The organism is Methanoregula boonei 6A8 (assembly GCF_000017625.1).
In the GTDB taxonomy this organism is placed as follows: domain Archaea; phylum Halobacteriota; class Methanomicrobia; order Methanomicrobiales; family Methanospirillaceae; genus Methanoregula; species Methanoregula boonei.
This window is the reverse complement of record NC_009712.1, coordinates 1,681,531-1,699,260: the sequence shown is the minus strand read 5'-3', so window position 1 is coordinate 1,699,260 and position 17,730 is coordinate 1,681,531. Positions and strand designations below refer to the sequence as shown.

15 protein-coding genes are annotated in these 17,730 nt (G+C 54.6%); 6 read left to right on the top strand and 9 right to left on the bottom strand.

Translation table 11 applies throughout. The annotated features are described in order from the left end of the window. Positions 1-41 precede the first annotated feature (41 nt). From MBOO_RS13135 to MBOO_RS08445, 5 genes are all read left to right on the top strand, one after another. A complete protein-coding gene (locus MBOO_RS13135) occupies positions 42-1,739 on the top strand; it encodes a PAS domain S-box protein (protein ID WP_012107185.1) in 1,698 nt (565 codons plus the stop codon). Positions 1,740-1,750: 11 nt separating this feature from the next. Then, positions 1,751-2,335: a DUF7504 family protein gene (locus tag MBOO_RS08460; protein ID WP_012107184.1), complete on the top strand. Its 585-nt coding sequence runs from the start codon at positions 1,751-1,753 to the stop codon at positions 2,333-2,335. 371 nt (positions 2,336-2,706) lie between these two features. Then, positions 2,707-4,791 (top strand): acetate--CoA ligase family protein, encoded by a 2,085-nt coding sequence (locus MBOO_RS08455; protein ID WP_012107183.1) that lies wholly within the window; start codon positions 2,707-2,709, stop codon positions 4,789-4,791. A gap of 73 nt (positions 4,792-4,864) precedes the next feature. Continuing rightward, entirely contained in the window at positions 4,865-5,374 is a 510-nt protein-coding gene (locus tag MBOO_RS08450; protein WP_012107182.1) for a hypothetical protein, read from the top strand. Positions 5,375-6,985: 1,611 nt separating this feature from the next. Beyond that, positions 6,986-7,330 (top strand): DUF2769 domain-containing protein, encoded by a 345-nt coding sequence (locus tag MBOO_RS08445; protein WP_012107180.1) that lies wholly within the window; start codon positions 6,986-6,988, stop codon positions 7,328-7,330. A 563-nt stretch (positions 7,331-7,893) separates the two neighbouring features. Here MBOO_RS08445 and MBOO_RS08440 read toward each other — a convergent pair. From MBOO_RS08440 to MBOO_RS08410, 7 genes are all read right to left on the bottom strand, one after another. Then, on the bottom strand, positions 7,894-9,573 hold the full coding sequence (locus tag MBOO_RS08440; RefSeq protein ID WP_012107179.1) for a PAS domain S-box protein: 1,680 nt from the start codon (positions 9,571-9,573) through the stop codon (positions 7,894-7,896). A 159-nt stretch (positions 9,574-9,732) separates the two neighbouring features. Beyond that, entirely contained in the window at positions 9,733-10,263 is a 531-nt protein-coding gene (locus MBOO_RS08435) for a hypothetical protein (RefSeq protein WP_012107178.1), read from the bottom strand. A 45-nt stretch (positions 10,264-10,308) separates the two neighbouring features. Beyond that, positions 10,309-10,650, bottom strand: coding sequence for a helix-turn-helix transcriptional regulator (locus MBOO_RS08430; RefSeq protein WP_012107177.1), 342 nt, complete (start codon positions 10,648-10,650; stop codon positions 10,309-10,311). A 21-nt stretch (positions 10,651-10,671) separates the two neighbouring features. Continuing rightward, positions 10,672-10,908 carry an LSM domain-containing protein gene (locus tag MBOO_RS08425; protein WP_012107176.1) on the bottom strand — a complete coding sequence of 79 codons (237 nt, stop codon included), beginning with the start codon at positions 10,906-10,908 and terminating at the stop codon, positions 10,672-10,674. An 89-nt stretch (positions 10,909-10,997) separates the two neighbouring features. After that, positions 10,998-12,095: a fructose-1,6-bisphosphate aldolase/phosphatase gene (gene fbp, locus MBOO_RS08420; RefSeq protein ID WP_012107175.1), complete on the bottom strand. Its 1,098-nt coding sequence runs from the start codon at positions 12,093-12,095 to the stop codon at positions 10,998-11,000. A gap of 75 nt (positions 12,096-12,170) precedes the next feature. Beyond that, a complete protein-coding gene (locus tag MBOO_RS08415; RefSeq protein WP_012107174.1) occupies positions 12,171-13,310 on the bottom strand; it encodes a class II fructose-bisphosphate aldolase in 1,140 nt (379 codons plus the stop codon). Between the two features lie 18 nt (positions 13,311-13,328). Next, a complete protein-coding gene (locus MBOO_RS08410) occupies positions 13,329-14,231 on the bottom strand; it encodes a class 1 fructose-bisphosphatase (protein WP_012107173.1) in 903 nt (300 codons plus the stop codon). A gap of 602 nt (positions 14,232-14,833) precedes the next feature. Here MBOO_RS08410 and MBOO_RS13575 point away from each other — a divergent pair. Continuing rightward, complete coding sequence (locus MBOO_RS13575) at positions 14,834-15,886, top strand: response regulator (protein ID WP_157677646.1); 1,053 nt, start codon at positions 14,834-14,836, stop codon at positions 15,884-15,886. A gap of 111 nt (positions 15,887-15,997) precedes the next feature. Here MBOO_RS13575 and MBOO_RS08400 read toward each other — a convergent pair whose 3' ends face one another. Together MBOO_RS08400 and dnaJ are read right to left on the bottom strand one after the other, a co-directional pair. Then, entirely contained in the window at positions 15,998-16,480 is a 483-nt protein-coding gene (locus tag MBOO_RS08400; protein WP_012107171.1) for an Hsp20/alpha crystallin family protein, read from the bottom strand. 179 nt (positions 16,481-16,659) lie between these two features. Next, complete coding sequence (gene dnaJ / locus MBOO_RS08395) at positions 16,660-17,727, bottom strand: molecular chaperone DnaJ (protein ID WP_012107168.1); 1,068 nt, start codon at positions 17,725-17,727, stop codon at positions 16,660-16,662. Positions 17,728-17,730 lie beyond the last annotated feature (3 nt).

Below are 17,730 nucleotides of genomic sequence, written 5' to 3'. Positions count from 1 at the left end.
GGTTCCTGCCCTGCCAGGTCCAGGGTATAACGGGAAGGTACATGATGGACAGTCGCAGTATGTGGAGGAAAATCCCGGGGCTCGATCCCCGTTTTTCCCTGATTCTTGTTTTTATGGGAATGTTTGTCCTGACCGGCATTTTTGAGACGGGCTATAACTTTTTTTATCCGTATCCCGGGATGTGGGAGGTTTCCCTTCTTACCATGGTCGTGGTGAGTGCATGCGGAGCATTCATCGCATTCTTCCCCATACGGTCTCTCCGTACCGCAGAAGCCCGACTGGACACGCTCCTGAATGGTTCCCCGGCCCCGCAGTTTGTGATCGACGCGGATCACCGGGTTATTTTCTGGAACCGGGCCATGGAGATCGAGAGCGGGATCAAGGCTGCAGAAATGTACGGCTCCACGGATCCCTGGCGTGCGTTTTATACTGAACAACGCCCGACCCTCGCCGATCTCCTTGTGGACGGAAATGTTGAAAAATTTCCCGAATGGTATACGGGCAGGATCACCCGGTCCCCGCTTATCGACGGATCGTATGAAGCAGTGGATTTTTTCCCGCATATCGGAAAAAATGGCAGATGGTTCTATTTTACCGCATCACCGGTCCGTGACGATAAGGGCGTCCTTCTGGGGGCTGTCGAATCATTCATTAATGTGACCAGGAGTAAACGTACCGAAGAGGTGCTTAAAGCCAACAAGCTCCTGCTTGAAGATTCAATGGAACTGGCGCACATGGCATACTGGGAATTTGATTTGCCATCGGGTACGTTCATCTTTAACGACCGGTTCTACGCCCTTTATGGTACAACCGCAGAGCGCGAAGGGGGGTACCGGATGCCAGCGGATGTTTATGTGAAAAATTTCGTCCTCCCTGAAGACGCCGGTCTCGTTCAGGAACGGATCGCCGCATCCCTCTCCTCACAAGGCCCGGACACACCCTCTGAACTGGAGCACCGGATTATCCGCAGGGATGGTGAGATCCGGTATATCAAGGTGCGTATCCGCACAACCCGGGACAAAACGGGTCGCACGATCCGATCCAATGGGGCAAACCAGGATATTACCCTACGGATACAGGCACTGATCTCCCTCAAAGAAAGCGAAGCGCGGTACCGGAATGTTGTCGAGGACCAGACGGAATTCATCTCCCGGTTCTTACCGGATGGCACGCATGTTTTTGTCAACGATGCCTACTGCCGGTATTTCGGGCTGAAGCGCGAAGATATCATCGGACACCGCATCCGCCCCCGGATCCCCGCTGAAGACCGGGAACGGGTGAAACAGTTCTTTGCATCCCTGACCCCGGACCATCCGGTCGATAGCATCGAACACCGGATCATCATGCCGGACGGCACAATACTGTGGCAGCGATGGAGCGATCGTGCGATCTTCGATTCTTCCGGAACGATCACCGGATACCAGTCGGTAGGCCGGGACATTACCGAACAACGACAGGCAGAGATCGCGCTCAAAATAAGCGAGGCGCGTTTCCTCGCGTTTATCAGCGAGGCAGCCATGCGGTTGAAAAATCCCCTTACCCTTATCGAAAACAACCTTGAGTCTGTGGTAAGCGATATCGACCGGGGCAAAGTGAGCATTCCTGATCTTACCCTCCAGCTCAGGCTGCAGACAAAGAACCTCGCGCAGATCCGCAGTAACATCAACGAGTTGAACAGGGCAATTGTCGATCATTCGGGCGGGATCCCGGATGCCTCGAAAAAATTCCTGACAGAATAAGGTGATCAGATATGGCAATTACCCAGGCTGATCTCAAAGACGAGGGGCTGTACCTGATTACCGCCCCTGCTGCACGAATGAGGGAAGAAAATATTAATCTGATCCGGATGCTGCTTTTGCGGGATTATTACGTGCTCGTAGTCACGGTAAACCTGCCCTATGATATCCTCAAAAAGAACTATGCGGAGAAAGGGATCCCGATGGAAAAGATATTTGTGGTCGATACTGTCACGAAATACGCGATAGGGCACGATCACGAACCGGTGTTAAACTGCCGGTTCGTCGGCAACCCTTCTGATCTTACCGATCTTGGGATCGCCATCACGGGAATCTTAAGCAGTAACAAGGAGAAGAAAATTTCCCTGCTCTTTGATTCGGTCAATGCAATGCTTATCTATATCTCGTCCCAGAATATCACCAAGTTCATCCATTTTGTCACGAATAAACTGCGGCTGATGAAATTTTCCGGGATCTTCCTTGCTGTGGAGAAGGGACTTGATCCTAATCTTCTCCTCCAGCTGACAACCTTTGTGGACCGGGTTATTGATGTGGATGAGGAAGGTACCGGGGCAGTGCAGTCGGAGCTAAAAGAGTAATGAAAGGGCAAAACCGGATTTTCATCCCATTACTATCCCCTGCCCTCTGACAACGTATCCGATCCCCGCCCGGATATTCAATCAGTTCCATACAGGTTCATCACCACCGTTACCCATTGATAAATTCCCGCACAAGAATGAACGGTTATCCTGTGCGGCGGCGTTCATCGGTCATCGAATAATGATACCAATTCCCGGAAGGGATCTCCAAAGGATTTTTGTGTGCCTCCGGTCAGACCGGGCCAGAGCGTAAAATCCCCGGGCGAACTACCTGTCTTGCATATCCCTCTAGAGGAACAGGTTACCCGGAGATCTGCACAATCCTCATTAACCCGGTGGGCGGAACTATCAGGTAAGGAGTTGTTGCCACCATGACCCGCACCCTGCTCTCCGAGGCACAAGGTTACGCACTGCTGGAAAAATATGGCATTCCGGTGCCCCGGTACGCGATCGTGCAGACGGCGGCGGAAGCCGAAAAAAAAGCTGAAGAGATCGGCTTTCCGCTTGTGGCAAAGATAGTCTCGTCCGACGTGATCCATAAGAGCGATGCGGGCGGTGTCATTACCGGCATTGCATCTGCTGAGGAGGCCGGGGAAGCATTCCGGTCCATCATGGGGAACGTGAAGGCGGCATACCCGGAGGCCGGGATCCAGGGAGTCATTCTTGAGGAGCAGCAAAAAGCCGGCCTCGAACTGATCGTCGGGGGAAAGACCGACCCGGCATTCGGGAAGGTGCTCTCGGTGGGCATGGGCGGTACGCTCGTGGAACTGCTCCGGGATATCTCCCTTCGTCTCCTCCCGGCAAGCGACGAGACTGTCCGGGCCATGGTCCGCAGTCTCCGGGGTTACCCGCTTCTCGCCGGGTACCGGGGCGCCGGCCCCAAAGACGAGGAGGCATTCTGTGCAATCATCGGGGCACTGGGGCGCATGTTCCTTGAACATGCAGAGATCGCGGAGTTCGATATCAACCCGGTGATCCTGTACGGGAAGGGTGCGTGTGCGGTCGATGCCCGGATTTACGTGAGTGATCTGCCGTTACCGGCCCGTCAGGATACAGGCGATGTGGCGCCGCCGGGGAACCTGTTCCGGATCGGATCGGTTGCCGTAGTCGGCGCATCCCAGAACCCGGATAAGGTAGGGTACGCCATCTGCCGGAACATGCTTGCATTCCCCGGGGCCCTGTACCCGGTCAACCCCGGAAGCGCGGACATCCTCGGGAAGACGGCGTATCCTTCCCTTTCTGCCATCCCGGACCGCGTCGATGCTGTGGTCATTGCGATTCCTGCGGCGGGAGTGCCGGCCATTGTCGAGGAAGCGGGGAAAAAGAAGATCCCGCTTGCCGTGATTGTTTCTTCAGGTTTCCGCGAGATCGGGCCGGCAGGAAAGGTGCTTGAGGACCAGGTGCTTGCCGCTGCACGGAAGTACGGGATCCGGGTGATGGGTCCCAACTGCCTGGGTTTCATGCTGCCAGCACAGGGAATTAATACTACCTTTGATCCGGTCTCCCCCCGGGCCGGTTCCATCGCGTTTGTCTCGCAGAGCGGGGCGATTATTACCACGATTGTGGACTGGAGCCTGCCCGAGGAGATCGGGTTTTCGGCAGTCATATCGGTGGGAAACCAGCTCGATCTCACGTTCGAGGATTTCGTTGCATGGACCGGTTCTGATCCGGCGACAAACGCCATCATCCTGTACGTGGAGGAGATCCGGGACGGGCGGCGTTTCCTCGATGTGGTGAGCCGGATCACACCCACAAAACCGGTGATCGTGATAAAATCCGGATCTTCGGAGATTGGGCAGAAGGCCGCATCGTCCCATACCGGATCCCTTGCAGGGAGTGCCGGGGTGTACCTGGCAGCGTTCCGCGAGGCCGGGATGATCCCGGTCCGCTCGATCCGGGAGGCGTTCCAGGCCGCAGAACTTCTTGCCTCCGAAGGCTACCCTTCCGGTACCCGGGCCGTGGTCATCTCCAATGCCGGCGGGTTTGCGGTGCTCTCCTCGGATTATGCGGAACGTTTCGGGATCGATCTTGTGCATTTCCCGGACGAACTGGTCCGGGAACTGGATGCGGTCCTTCCCCCGGCCTGGAACCGGGCCAATCCCATGGACATGGTGGGGGATTCACATCCCGAGCAGTACGCAAAAACGTTTGATATCCTGATCCGGCATCAGGATCTCTGGGATATCGCGTTTGTGATCGCGGTCCCGACAGCAATCTCCAATCCCATACGGGTGGCAAACGAGCTGATCCGGTTCTCAACCCACACAAAAAAGATGATCGTGGGCTGCATGATTGGCGGCGATTCCATGAAGACACCGCAACGGATCCTACGGGAGTCAAAGATCCCCAATTTCCCGGATCTCGAAGATGCGTTCCGGGCCGTGGGAAACATCTGCCGGTACACCTGCCGGAGTGCGGATGGGCATCCCGGGTGCCGGAAAGGATCGCGTGACTGAAGGACCGGACCTTAACGCTATCTAACCCCGGCTATCCTATTATCATATATACCCTCAGGGTTCATGTTCCCGCATGAACTTCCGACTGGCCATTGTCCCGGCACTTCTCCTTGTGCTGGGGCTTGCTCTTGCCGGCTGCACCCAGCCGGACTCAACATCATCCGGTACTCCTGATACTACGCCGGCAACGATGACCGCTGCAACAACCGTAGCGACTACCCCGACTTCTGCTTTCCCCCCGGAGTCCGCTACTCCGGAACCCACCGGGACCCTTCCCACCTACTGGAGCGTGAACGTACAGGCAGCAAGCAACGGGATGGCCATTAACCCGCAGATCATTATGACCTTCCGGGGCGGCCAGGGCCTGAACCTCATCCCGCAGATCCTGCTGAGAGTCACCCGGTCGGATGGCGTTGTCGAGACCGGGGAGATGGACCCTCCGTTCTCCATGGGCCAGAGCGTTACTTTTGCGGCAACCACCGGCTACCAGGACCGGGCCGAGGCCTGGGCTATCACGCCCCAGGGGGATGCGGTAAAGATCCTTGACCAGTACGTGCCGTTCCGGTCCTATAATACCGGGTAACGAAGCCGGGAAAAACCGGGGAATAATTTTACTTTTTTCAGGAAATTTTCAGAACCGGCGCCAACTGTTTTTTCCGGATTCTTCCCGCGTGGCTCGGACTTTTTTTAAATCGCCAGCAATCGGATCAAATTTTTTCCAAAATGTTCCGCAGCTTGGTTGATTATTTTCCAGAATCAATGGTTCCCGATCCGCACTTTTCCGGAAGATATTGGCCGGGCCGTATACTCATGATTGCATAATGGTGATGTCGTGGGGACTGTCATCCCCCCCACGCGAAGGGTGTCGCCATACCCAAAAATACGCCCGTAAAACCGTCCGTTTTGGTTCACGTGGAAAATAGTCGTTTTAATCGATTTATTCGCCAAAATACGCTCAAATTGAGCCCCATATAATGCCCTTTAGCGGGCAATAGCGGCCATCCGGCAGCCTCTTTTTTTTAGGATTGGGGAATGCCCGTTTTGAGCCGGGATCGGGCTGGAAAGGGCCTTTATGAGATCGTTTTATTTTGTCCGTTTGCCAAAATACGGCCTATTTGGGCTTATTTTTGCCGGCCAGGAAACGGAGCCCGATACAGGTCCGGATTGGATCCAAAAAGGGTCATCCGGGCTCAATTTGGGCCCGGATTAGCTTAAGTCCAATCTGGAGGAACGGAGGTGCCGGTGCTGTCACCCCGGGAGGTAAACTCCTGTTCCCTTACGGGAACATACGTTGCTCTGTACAGCGTTCACCAGACACCGGTTTTCCCGGATAGATCAGTACTTCAAAAATACGCCCTGTACGGGCTCCGATTCCTTGCTTTTCCGGACCGGGAGGTAATAATTCCGAAAAAAACGGTAATAATTCGGTCGAAAACCCACCTTTTTACGCCGGAGAACCAGAGGCAACAATTAGCAGCATTTGGGAGGCGAAAACTGAGTGGAGGCAGGTATTTGCCTCCCGGGGGATTTTTTTTCGGTTCCCGGGCCGTTGGTGGCCCATAGCTGACATCTAAATCGGGCGTATTTCGGCAAACAGAGCTCAATTTAAGGATATTTCTCTTGCGACCTGAAACGGAGCATTTTACGGGCGAATTTTGAGTGGGGCCGGATCGGAAAGGTGAAGTCCGGGCTCAATTCGGGCCCGGAATAGTACAGGTCAGATAGTGGGAGTAAAGGTGCTAATACCCCTGTAATCCCATACGCGATGCGCTGTAACTCTTAAAAGGACAATTAAGGATCTTACGCATTCTGCCGGACAAACGATCTCATGATTGAGAAAAAGAAAAAAGTACTTGCACGAGAATTTTTTTCCTGATGCTTTTGATGAGGAGAGCGATGTCAGGTGCAAGATAATGCCGTGCCGGGTTTTCCGCTTTGCGAACGTAGCAGGATCCGGTTTTGATCAAGGCAATTGCCCAATCAGGGGGCAAGTCAGGCAGCCCGGGCAACACCAAACGCTCGCGGGAATGACGATTTGACCCGTTAGCCCGGATACCAGGTGCCCGGGAACTTTCAAATTGTGTCTCACAATTCAACACCTGTGGATATTTTATTAAATACCGTGGGAAAAAGGGAGGCTGAACGGAAAGCTGGATCACGTATGGATCCGGTTTTCTGCAGGATGTGAAAACAAATGGCAATGTCAGCGAGCACAACATGCGTAATGCCGGAAGACACCTTCACAAAGGCAATGAAGTCAATGACGAAGATGCCGGCCAACCAGGCAAGGGCAAAGGTGGGGGAACTCGAAAAGATATGCGTCTGCAGCACGTGCCCGACCTATACCGCGACCTGTGCAAGTAAGGCCGGTGAGAGCGTTTTCTGTGCCCGGGGGACGAGTTTTAAGTGCATCACCGCGGACAAGGGAGGATGTATCTGCACGACCTGCCCGGTGTCAAAATCGATGGGCCTCCAGTACCAGGCATTCTGTCTTATGGACGGGGAGAAGGCGCAACGGTTCGACGCGATGCTTCGGTAATCGTTTTTCTCTCTTTTTTTCAGATCCCGCTGAATACGGGACTTATCCCGGCGGAAATAAGGTTTGGAAAAAAGCAGCGACGGGTATGGCAGTACGGGAACTGATCGGCTCCGTTGCGTTGTCGTGACTCAAAAAAGATGACTCCGTCAAAATCAGCCACGCCCTGTATGTAAAGAGTCTCGAAGATGCACCAAGACCGGCATTGATGGGGAGCGATGCCGGACGCGAGAAAACGCCTCGTCGGGTTTTCCCGCTACGTACTTACCGGGTCCGGATTTGATCAAGGGATTTGACGGCGAGCGACTGGTCGGACTTAGGTGTCTGAGCGATTGTTTTCCGGAATCAGCTGCTCCAGATCCATCTTTTTTCCTCAAACAACTGCCGGCCGTGAAAAAGAGAACAACCTTTCCCGGTTGTTCCTCCTAGCGAGACGAGTGTGGCTGTGTCACCCGTCGAGCGCGAGGGGGCGGAGGGGGCGCGTACTCGCACTGTTTTGAGAATATATAGAATAAATCATAGCAAAGATGACGCCACAATTAACCGTGCGCCATTTCAAAAATTTCTCATAGCGTGATCTTCTTCAAAATCAGCCCGTTCTTGAAGATCGTGATCCCGCCGCCACTCTGGGAGACCACGATGCCCACGGCCCTTGTCACGCTTGTTATTGCGGCAACCGAGTTGTGGCGGGTGCCCATGCCCTTGGGGAGCGTCACCTTGCTTGAATCCACCGTGATGTACCGTCCCGAAGCCTCGATGAACCCGTCGCCCGAGACCACGAATGCCCCGTCAAGCTGGGCAAACTCCTTGATGTTCTCCTTTAAGTCGGGGTTGGTGACCATGCGCATCTCGGGGACATGGCCCTCGAAGGCGTTGAGCATGATCTGGCGGGACTTGGCAAGCACGTTTTTGGTGTCGCCGATCAAAAAGGTCGTGCCCACCGGTTTTCCTTCCCTGCCCTCGATCGAGATCTCGGTGCAGATATGGAAGACGGAATCAAAGACCTCTTCGCGCACATCGGTATCTGCAACCACCTGGTCTTTCCAGGTATCGGTGCTGATCCGTACTTCCCCGCTCCGTTTCCGGTCGGTGATATCGTGACCTATACAGAGCACTTCCACGATATGGCCCTGCGGGTCGCGGATCGCCTTGTTGATCCACGCGATCCAGACAATATCCCCGTTCCGCCGGATATTCTCGCTGACGTTGATCGCGTACCCCTCGGCATTGAACCCGAGATCGTTTGCCATCATCGAGAGATCATGGCCGCCCCGGTTCTTCTCGGGAGCTATGGTCCCGACCACGTTCTTCCCGACAAGGCCTGCCTCGGGGTAATCGAAGAACGCCGCCGCGTAGGTGTTGACATACGTGATCGTGCCCTGCATGTCCATACGCACGATGATGCTCTGGGCATTCTGCATCATCTCGCGGTACTTTGCCTCGCTCTCCTTGAGGGCATCGCGCATCTTTTTCCGCTCGGAGATGTCGGTGACGACAACGGTACCGCCTTTTTTTGCATCAAGCGGGTCAAGAAGCCTGGCCTGGAGAGTGCAAGGAAGGATGCTCCCGCCCGGGCGGACAAGTTCGCAGTCAGCACACCCGTTCCCGAGCACGTCCCGGCGGATCTGGAGGTCCCGGCAGACCTGCACGTATTCCTCCTCGGTTACGAAAAGCGAGCGGACCGGTTTTCCCACGATCGAGGACTCCGGGACTCCAAGAAGGGCTGTGAGCGGATGGTTGACCCATTCGATGATCCCGTTCTTCATGTTGAAGATTCCAAGAGGCGTTGCCGAGAGAATCGCGGTGAGCTGATCGTTCTGCGCCTTGATGTCGCGCTCGGCTTTCTTTCTTAGCGCAGCCTGCCTGATGAGCGTGAGGAGATCTGCTGCCGGTGAACGCAGGTCAGCAGCGCGGGGAATGGCGATCTCCGAGCCGTTGCTGACCTCGGCAAAAGCCACCCGGCTCTCGCTTTTACGATGAAAAAGGAGGACCGGTGTGGGGTTTCCCATGGAGCGGAGGTATCGCAAAAAGCCGACGCCATCCATGTCGGGGACAAAATCGATGCCGTTGACCGGCGAGATGTCCTCGTAACAGACAATCACATCAAAGGCCCGGTTCTTGAGTTTCTCGATTGCCTGCTTGGTGGAGGCCACCACCTCAAGCTTCATCTCGCCGGTCTTTTCAAGGACCGGGCGGAACTGCGCAAGGAACTCGGTATTGTCATCGACAAACAGGACAGAGATCATCACAGGCTCACGAAACGAGGGGAATATTTCCCGGCGTGTACACCTATAATCTGGATGGCGGTCGGATAAATAGTTGACTTTTGTTGCGGTGAAATTGCCGGTGGGGCACAATTTACAGCCGGAATACCTTTTTGCGGCATCAGGCCGGTTTTACCGTGGCTATCCTTTTGTCCCGTCGGATTCCGGCCCGGCGCATTCATCCGGCTCCCCGGAATTTTCCTCCGGGGTTGTGAAATTCCCGCAGGCAAGCCAGAGCCCGACAACAATAATGACCGGGATACCAACAGGGACAGAGGATCCGTGATCGTTTGCAAGTGTTGGCCCGTACTCAACGAGTTCCGCAAAAAGGAAGAGCGTCCCGCAGGCAATCGTGAGTATCCCGGCGGGCCGGACCAGGCCGGGTTTGTCCCGCACCGCAGCGATGGCAAGCACAACAAGTGCCGCGACAAGAAGCACCGCCCCGGTGACCCAGATACCGGTCGAGAGGGCGCTGGCACCCCGCAGAACCCCGCCAATAACATAGTGGATATCCTTGTGGATCAGAATCAGGGTGTTTCCCAGAGAACTCTGCTGGTACCGGAAGAGGGCCCACTGGACACCTTCTGCGAGATTATTTCCGATCACATAGATGTTGAGCGGGATGCACAGGAGCAGGCACTCGCAGATAAAGGGTAGGGTGAGGCGGGTCATGGTACAAAAAAGAGATGATAAAATGTGAGGGAAGGGACCGGTTACTCAAGAACTGTTCCCGACAATGGCAAGCTGGTACATCCAGTCCATTAAGGGGTGGCAATCCTCGACCACGCACTCAAGGTCGCAGGCAATACAGGGAATAAGTTCGTCACCGGCAAGCAGGTCTTCAGGCCGGACCGGCTGTCTTTTTGCCCGGAGGAGGTAGGTCTTGATCCCCTCCTTTTTGAATTCAACACGCTCGATAAGCCCGCCGTCTTCAAGTTTTTTTACAATCCGGGAACATTTCCGGCTGTCCACACCCAGTTCCTTCCAGAGCTCGCTCTGGAGGACGCCCTCGGGGTGGGACTGGATCAGGGCAAATGCTTCATCTTCAGGTTCAGGCATTGCTGGTACTGCTCCTTTCTTTTAGAGAACCGGGGCAATGGTAAGAATATTGTTGCCCCGGATAACGACCGTGCCCAGGCTCCGCCCGCGCTCGTTGTTGACGAATTCGATCGTCTCGTCCATATGGATATTGAGGTATTCGTCTACTGCCACAAGCCGGCCCTGCAGCTTGCGCCCCTCATCCTTGATCTCGACTATGATCTTGGAATCTACGAGAGCAAACACTTTCTTTATGGGCAAAACAATTCCGTTAACCATCTGTCCTGATTTGGGTCGTAAGATTATTAAAGTTTCCCGCGGGGAAAAAAGAGATACCCGGATTACCAGTCCCCCTTCTTACGGAGGTCTTATTCTTTGAGCAGTTTCCAGCGGTTTTCCAGCTCCTTTTCAACTGCGGGAAGCGTGGTGTACTCCATCTCCCCGGCAGAAAGGCGGTGGGGTTCAAAGGGCCCCTGCGCCCGGATCGTATCGGCGAGTTCGTTGCACCGTGCCCTTACCCGGTCAAACGCGGGGTCATCGAATATGTCAGCCGGGCCGACAAGGGCCCCGTTTGCCACCTGGAACCCGAAGCAGACAACCCGGGGAGGGCCGTCAAACCGGGTGCAGTTGGCATCGCAGAGTCCGACCGGCAGGAGCGGGCCATTGTGGGAGCCGCGCATCCAGCCGGCCACAAGCACCGGGACCGTGAAGGGTTCAAGCACCTCGCCCATAGAGGGAAAACCGCTCTCTGCCCGGACGATCATAACGGGATCATCTTTTCCCACGTATTTTCCTGCGGTAAGGTTGAGGCGCTGGGTGCTCGTGGAAGCCACAATCGTCCCATCCCGTTTAAACACATACTTGATCACGTACCGCGATGATGACCCGATATAGGCAAGCAGGCTGTAACTTTCCTCGGGGCAGGAGAACGTGATCATCCGTTTTGCCACGGTGTCATGCACCTCGAAGACAAATCCCCCGGAGAGCGCCGGGTCGAGGACAAGCCCGGGGGTGTTGAAGGGATCGGCAAAGATCTTGTACAGGTAAAAATTCCATGCCCCGGGCCCTGTCTTGTCCGCCATGAAGATAAGGACGGGATCGGACTCCCGTTCCTCGAATTCCATCTCGGCCACGCCCGGGCCGAGTTCCCGGATATCGCCCGTGAAGGCTTCGGCAAGGAGGTCCTGGCCGGCACCGTGCAGCTTGAATCTCTTTGCAACTTTTGTGCATTCGGCAAAAACATTCCACGCAAGGCGGTGAACGGCCTCGCTGTTGGCCCCATGGGAATGGGTCATGACCAGTTCGAGATCATCGCCGCAGTGGGTGACAAAGGAATCAAGGAGGAGTTTTCCCCTCTCGGCCCTGAGCATCTGCGCCGCGGTTTCAAGCAGCTTGGGATGGGCGCGGGAATGGCCGGGGAAACTTCCTACATCTGCCTTAATAACGGAGATGGTGGTCTTTGGCATGGGTACTCACAACTAGGAGATCGCACGGGGATCCTAAAAATGGTTGGGGCTGGTTTGTTGCAGGCACACCGGGAATCAGTGCAGGGATTTCCTGATGGCCGACGCGGTGCCGTACGCGCCAAACGCCCTAAAGAAGACCAGGCTTTCTGCATAGGCCATTGCCTGCATGGCCTTGTTTGTGGTGTCATCGACCGCGTAGATCTCTTTATAGAACTCTTTTATCGCCATCTTGCAGTTGCCGTCAAAGACCTGCCGGTCTTTCTTGCCCGGGTTCTGAGGGCGGTACTTTTCCAGCGTCCAGTCTACGATGCTCTTGTAGAGATCGGGCTCGTAGATCTTCAGGACCCCGAATGCCACGTCCTGCCAGAAGGTCCCCACATTGCCCTTGATGATATCTCCCTTGGGGAAGTGCAGGTTGATGAGGTCCCGGGGAGTGCCGGTGATCCCGTGCTGGGCGATCCCGACCTTGAGGTGGTTATCGCGGAGCGCCTGTGCGATCTCTTTTGTGCGGTTGATATCGATCGAGAGCTGCTCAACCACGTTCCCGTTCGCATCGTAGGCATGGCCGTGGGAGCTGCCGTTTGCAATTGCGATCACATGGGGGAACACATCGTTCTCGTTAAGTGCCTTGATGAACCCTACGGCTTCCTCGGGCCGGGTCAGGATCAGGCCCTCGGTGTCCTTTCTCCCGATCTCGCCTACCTCCACCTCAAGGCCGAACTCCTTTCCCTTCATCTGCTGTTTGATGTAGCGGGCGATATCCGTGGTGGCCGCAATATTTTCGGCCAGTTCCTCGCGGACATTCTTTCCCGCGAAGTTGAAGAGATGCGAGGCATCGATGGCAAAGGAGGTGTAGCCTGCCTTTACCTGTGCATCGATCAGTTCTTTTGTCCCGGCGATCTCTGCGGCATCGCCCTTCTTGATAGAGATATGGTCCGCGTGCAGCGCCCAGATGTCGCAGCCTGTTGCTGCAGCCGCTGCCCGCATCTTATCACCAAAGATCTGCGGGGTCATGCCGGTGTATCCGCCTTTAAGGTCGGATTCGGACCGGGCCAGTTCCATGAAAACCGCGGAGTCGGTATCTTTTGCCGCCTTAAAAATCCCCTCGGCAACGGTGGCGATGCGGACATTTGCCGCCATGACAATGGCTTTCTTTCCTGTTACCCCGGAAAGGATCGTTGATCCGGGGATCGGATCGTAACGGTGTTTGCTCATCGTGGGTCTTTCCTTACCTTATCCTTCTCTCATACAGGATTCAATCTTTGCGATCTCTTTTTTGCCGCCGATGTAGAGAGGCGTGACCTGGCCGATGGCGGAAGGGACAATCTCCCGGTAATCCGTATGCCCGTTGCTTGCCGCACCGCCGGCTTCGCAAACGATCATGCCCATGGGGTTTGCCTCGTACAGGAGGCGGAGCTTGCCGGACTCTTTTCCCTTGTAGCCGGGATAAGAGAATACTCCTCCCTTGTGGAGGATCTGGTGGACATCAGCCACAAAGCAGCCGGAGAAGCGGAGTTTGTATCCCTCGTTTTCCAGGCATGAGATCCATTGTGCATGGGCAGTGAGGTAGTCCCTGCGCAGGGCGCCGGGGGACTGGATCTTTCCTTCGGGGATCTTCAGGTTTTCGTGCCGGAGCACAAACTCGCCGGTTTCGCACTGGACAAACTCGTGGACACCATGTTTTGTGGTAAATGTGAGCAGCGTCAGGGGACCGTAGAGCATATAGAGGGCGGCGATCATTTTTGTCCCCTTCTCAAGGACATGGCCCGGGTAGATGCCGATGATGGAGCCTACGCAGAGGTTGACATCGAGAAGCGAGGACCCGTCAAGGGGATCGATAACAACGCCGAACTGGTTCTTTGCGCCGCTCACTTCGATTACGTGGTCCTGTTCTTCGGTCGCAATATACCGGACAAGACGCGATTTCTGGAGCGCGTGGATGAATACATCATCAGCGTACTTGTCCAGGGGCTTCTGGTCCTCCCCGAACATGTTTTGGGTACCGCAGGCCCCGGTGTTCATGCAGGTGGAAAGAAATCCTTTTTTGACCTCGCGTGCCTGTCCGCTTAAAAAGAGTATGAGCTCTGCGAGGTTCTTCTCTGTTCCCTCTTTGTCAAGAAATTCCCTGAGGATCATAGTGCGACTCCTGATTTACCGCCGGATACATCCCGCCCGGTGCCGGGTAATGTGACCTGCACTGGCGCGGGATTCGTGGTTAGTCGTTGGAGCCGGATCTTTATCAGGATTGTTGATCAGGGTAGGTTAAAAAAATCATTTGGGATTTTTTCAGGGATCATTAAAGAGAAAATAAGAGCTACAATCTTAATTTAAGAGAAAATATTATCATATCCTAAATAATATTGCATTTAAGAATTGTGAAAAAATAACTTGCAAAAATTATGGAAGATTCCAACGAAAAGTGGCATACATCGTCAACTGTCACCTATTCAGCCGAGGATTTGGAGCAGATCAGAAGAGATTACAACGCTAAGCTGTCAGCGCTTGAGTCCAAGCTTCAGGTTATAGAAAATGCGGTCCTTCCCAAATCCTCAACAAGATGTCATATCAGTGCACTCATGCCGCAGTCCACAGACTCCTCTCTTGAGAGGGCTACCCCCCGGCAGCTGTTTGAACTGTTCGAATCCTCTCTGAACGCGGGACCCAAAAAACCGGATTTCCGCAAACTTACTTCTGCCTGGGGCATATTGTTCTCTTCCCTGTTTTTATCCCCCATGGAAATGCAGAGCGAGATCCAGAATAAGATTAGCACAGAGAACCTCGCGATGCTCCGTGAAGTTATTAAATCAGACTGTGCACGGCAAGGCAGGTTCGTTTTTGATGTGATAAAAAAAGGCGAGCAAATCGACCGGTTGGCACTCATCCTGATTGCAGACCTACGGGACCTGGGGGGAATTGAACATGATGGAGTACCTGCGATCCACCTTCTCACCAGGGCATGCGATAAAAGTATACGTCCTGTCCTTATCGAGAAGGCAGGAAAACACCTGCTCTCCAGTGTGTTTGACCGCGACGGGATGCCCGTCTTCTTTACCATTCTAGGTTTGGGCAATCTCACCATATATGATATTAACGCTATAGAGAAGGTCTTCTCAAAGGATGATCTCCGCCAGGTCATGGTCCAAAAAAAGACGGGAAGAAACGGTCTCGAAGCATTCACCGAGATCTCGACACAAATGCGGGAGAAACTGGCTCTCCAACGCAAAAGGCTTACCACCAGTTGTCACAAAGCAAATGCAACCTATAAGGGTGCTGTCGGGCCTCCGAAAAATATCCCTGTCCCGGATGAGAATGGTAAGGATATGCAGGCAGGCGAGGAAACCGGGAGCCCGGCAGAACCGGGCAACGACAACAAATCCACTATCTGTCAGCAAGACGCGTCATCAATGAGCGACGCCGGGGATACCCCGAATAAAAACAAAAAAATTCTCATTGTTGATGATAATGAGATCATCCGGCTCCTGCTCTTACAGCGTCTCAACGATCTCGGGTATGAAAACTGTGTCCAGGCAAAATCCGGCGATGAAGCTGTGAAGCTTGCCGAGGCAGCCAGACCCTATCTTATATTCATGGACATTAAGATGCCCGGAAAACTGGACGGGGTTGCAGCGGCACACAAAATCAAGGCAAGTCTGGATACACGGATTATTTTTGTCACGGGCAGCTCTGATGAGGATACCCTTGATCGTGCGAAGGATGTTCATCCGGAGGGATATATCCTCAAACCTTTTGACGAGACAAAACTTCGTGTCGCGTTACAATTATTGAGGTGAGAGATTTTTCGCCGGCACCCGGTTTAGTTCGTTCCAGGAATCCATCCTTTTCCCGAGGCAGGTCACCGATTCTTTTCAGATGCTTCACTCCCTCATGGATCTTCTCCATCATCAATCCACGGGTATTTTTCCCCGTGATCCTTTCGTGATCTTTTTGAGATGGACTTCCAGCACGCCGTCCTTAAACGTTGCAGACGATCCCTCATCAGTCACCGGTTCCGGGAGGGGGACGATCCGTGTCATCGATCTGATCGAATGCTTACGCTGATAATATCCCTCGTTCTCCTTTGTGGTCTCATCCGTTTGTTCACAGGAAATTTCCAGCGTGTGAGGATTGATCAGGTCAAGTGCAATATCTTTTTTCGTGATACCGGCGATCACCCTCGTGGCGATCACCACTTCATTATCGTTCTCAAAAACATCTGTCGGGAGAGTTGTCGGTTGCACCGGCAGCATTTTTATTGCCGACCCGCCGGAGGCAGCGGGCAATAACGCCGCAGGGGTGGTCCCGTATATCTGCCGGTTCAGCGCCTCAAGGTAGCTCCTCATGTCCTCAAGTTCGTCAAAGACAGAGCGGTAATACCATGTTACCATATGTTTTGCCCCGCACGTGGTTGGGAATCAACAGTGCCCAAATCCCGTTCTGATCCTTTTTGCCGTTCCGGACCTGCGGACTGTTCTTTCTCCCGGCTTCCCGTCCGCTCCTCCGGGAAGCAAGCCTTCCGGGATAAACAGCGGTAATGAACCCCCGGTTCAGTGGTCCGCATTATGGCTCACCCTGCAGGCCCACCCACGAACGCTTCCTTCATCAGTTCCTCCTGCTTTTTTGTCAGGTTTGCCGGGATTTTCACGATCACCCTGACAAGGAGATCCCCGCGGTTCCCGGAACTGAGGGACGGCATCCCCTGGCCCCGGAGCCGGAAAAGGGTATGGCTCTGCGTACCGCGGGGAATTTTTAAGGACGCACTCCCGGTAATCGTCGGTACCGTGATCTCTCCTCCCAGGAGCGCGGTGGCAAGGCCGACCGCTGCTGTGGTCTGCAGGTCGGCACCGTGCCGTTCGAAGATCTCATCCTTCTTTACGTGAACCACAACATAGAGATCGCCGGGAGGGCCCTGGTTCTCCCCGGGTTCTCCTTCCCCGGCAATGCGCAAAAACTGCCCGTCCTCAACGCCCCGCGGGATCGTCACTTCGATCCGCCGCATCTTCTGCACAGTTCCCGAACCTTTGCAGGTACTGCACGGCTTGTCAATGATTTTGCCGGTTCCGCCACAGTCCGGGCACTGGGCGATGCTCATCATCGTGCGGTTACCTACTTTCCGCGGGTTCCGGATCTCACCCGTCCCATGGCAGGTTGGACAGTCCTTCACGTGACCGGGTTCTGCACCCGTTCCATGGCAGGTGCCGCATTCGTAATCATGCGGTACGGCAACGGTATTCTTCGTCCCGCTGAAAGCATCGGCGATGGATATCTCGATATCATAGCGGAGATCCGCCCCGCCCCGCTGCCGCATCCCCCGGGGTCCCCCCGAGAACGCGTTGAAAATATCCCCAAGGCCATAGTCCCGGAACAGGTCGTCGTAACTGGGCGGACGGTATCCCGCCGTTTCTCCTGGGGCAAACTCGACATTGCCTCCCTGGTCGTACTGGGCTTTCTTTGCGGGGTCGCCGAGCACCTGGTATGCCTCATTGATCTCCTTGAATTTTTCTTCCGCTTCTTTACTGCCCTTGTTCAGGTCCGGGTGATACTTTCGTGCAAGGTGCCTGAATGCTTTTTTGAGATCATCCGCTGAGGCATCCCGTTTTACGCCAAGGATCTCATAATAGTCGCGTGTTGCCATGGG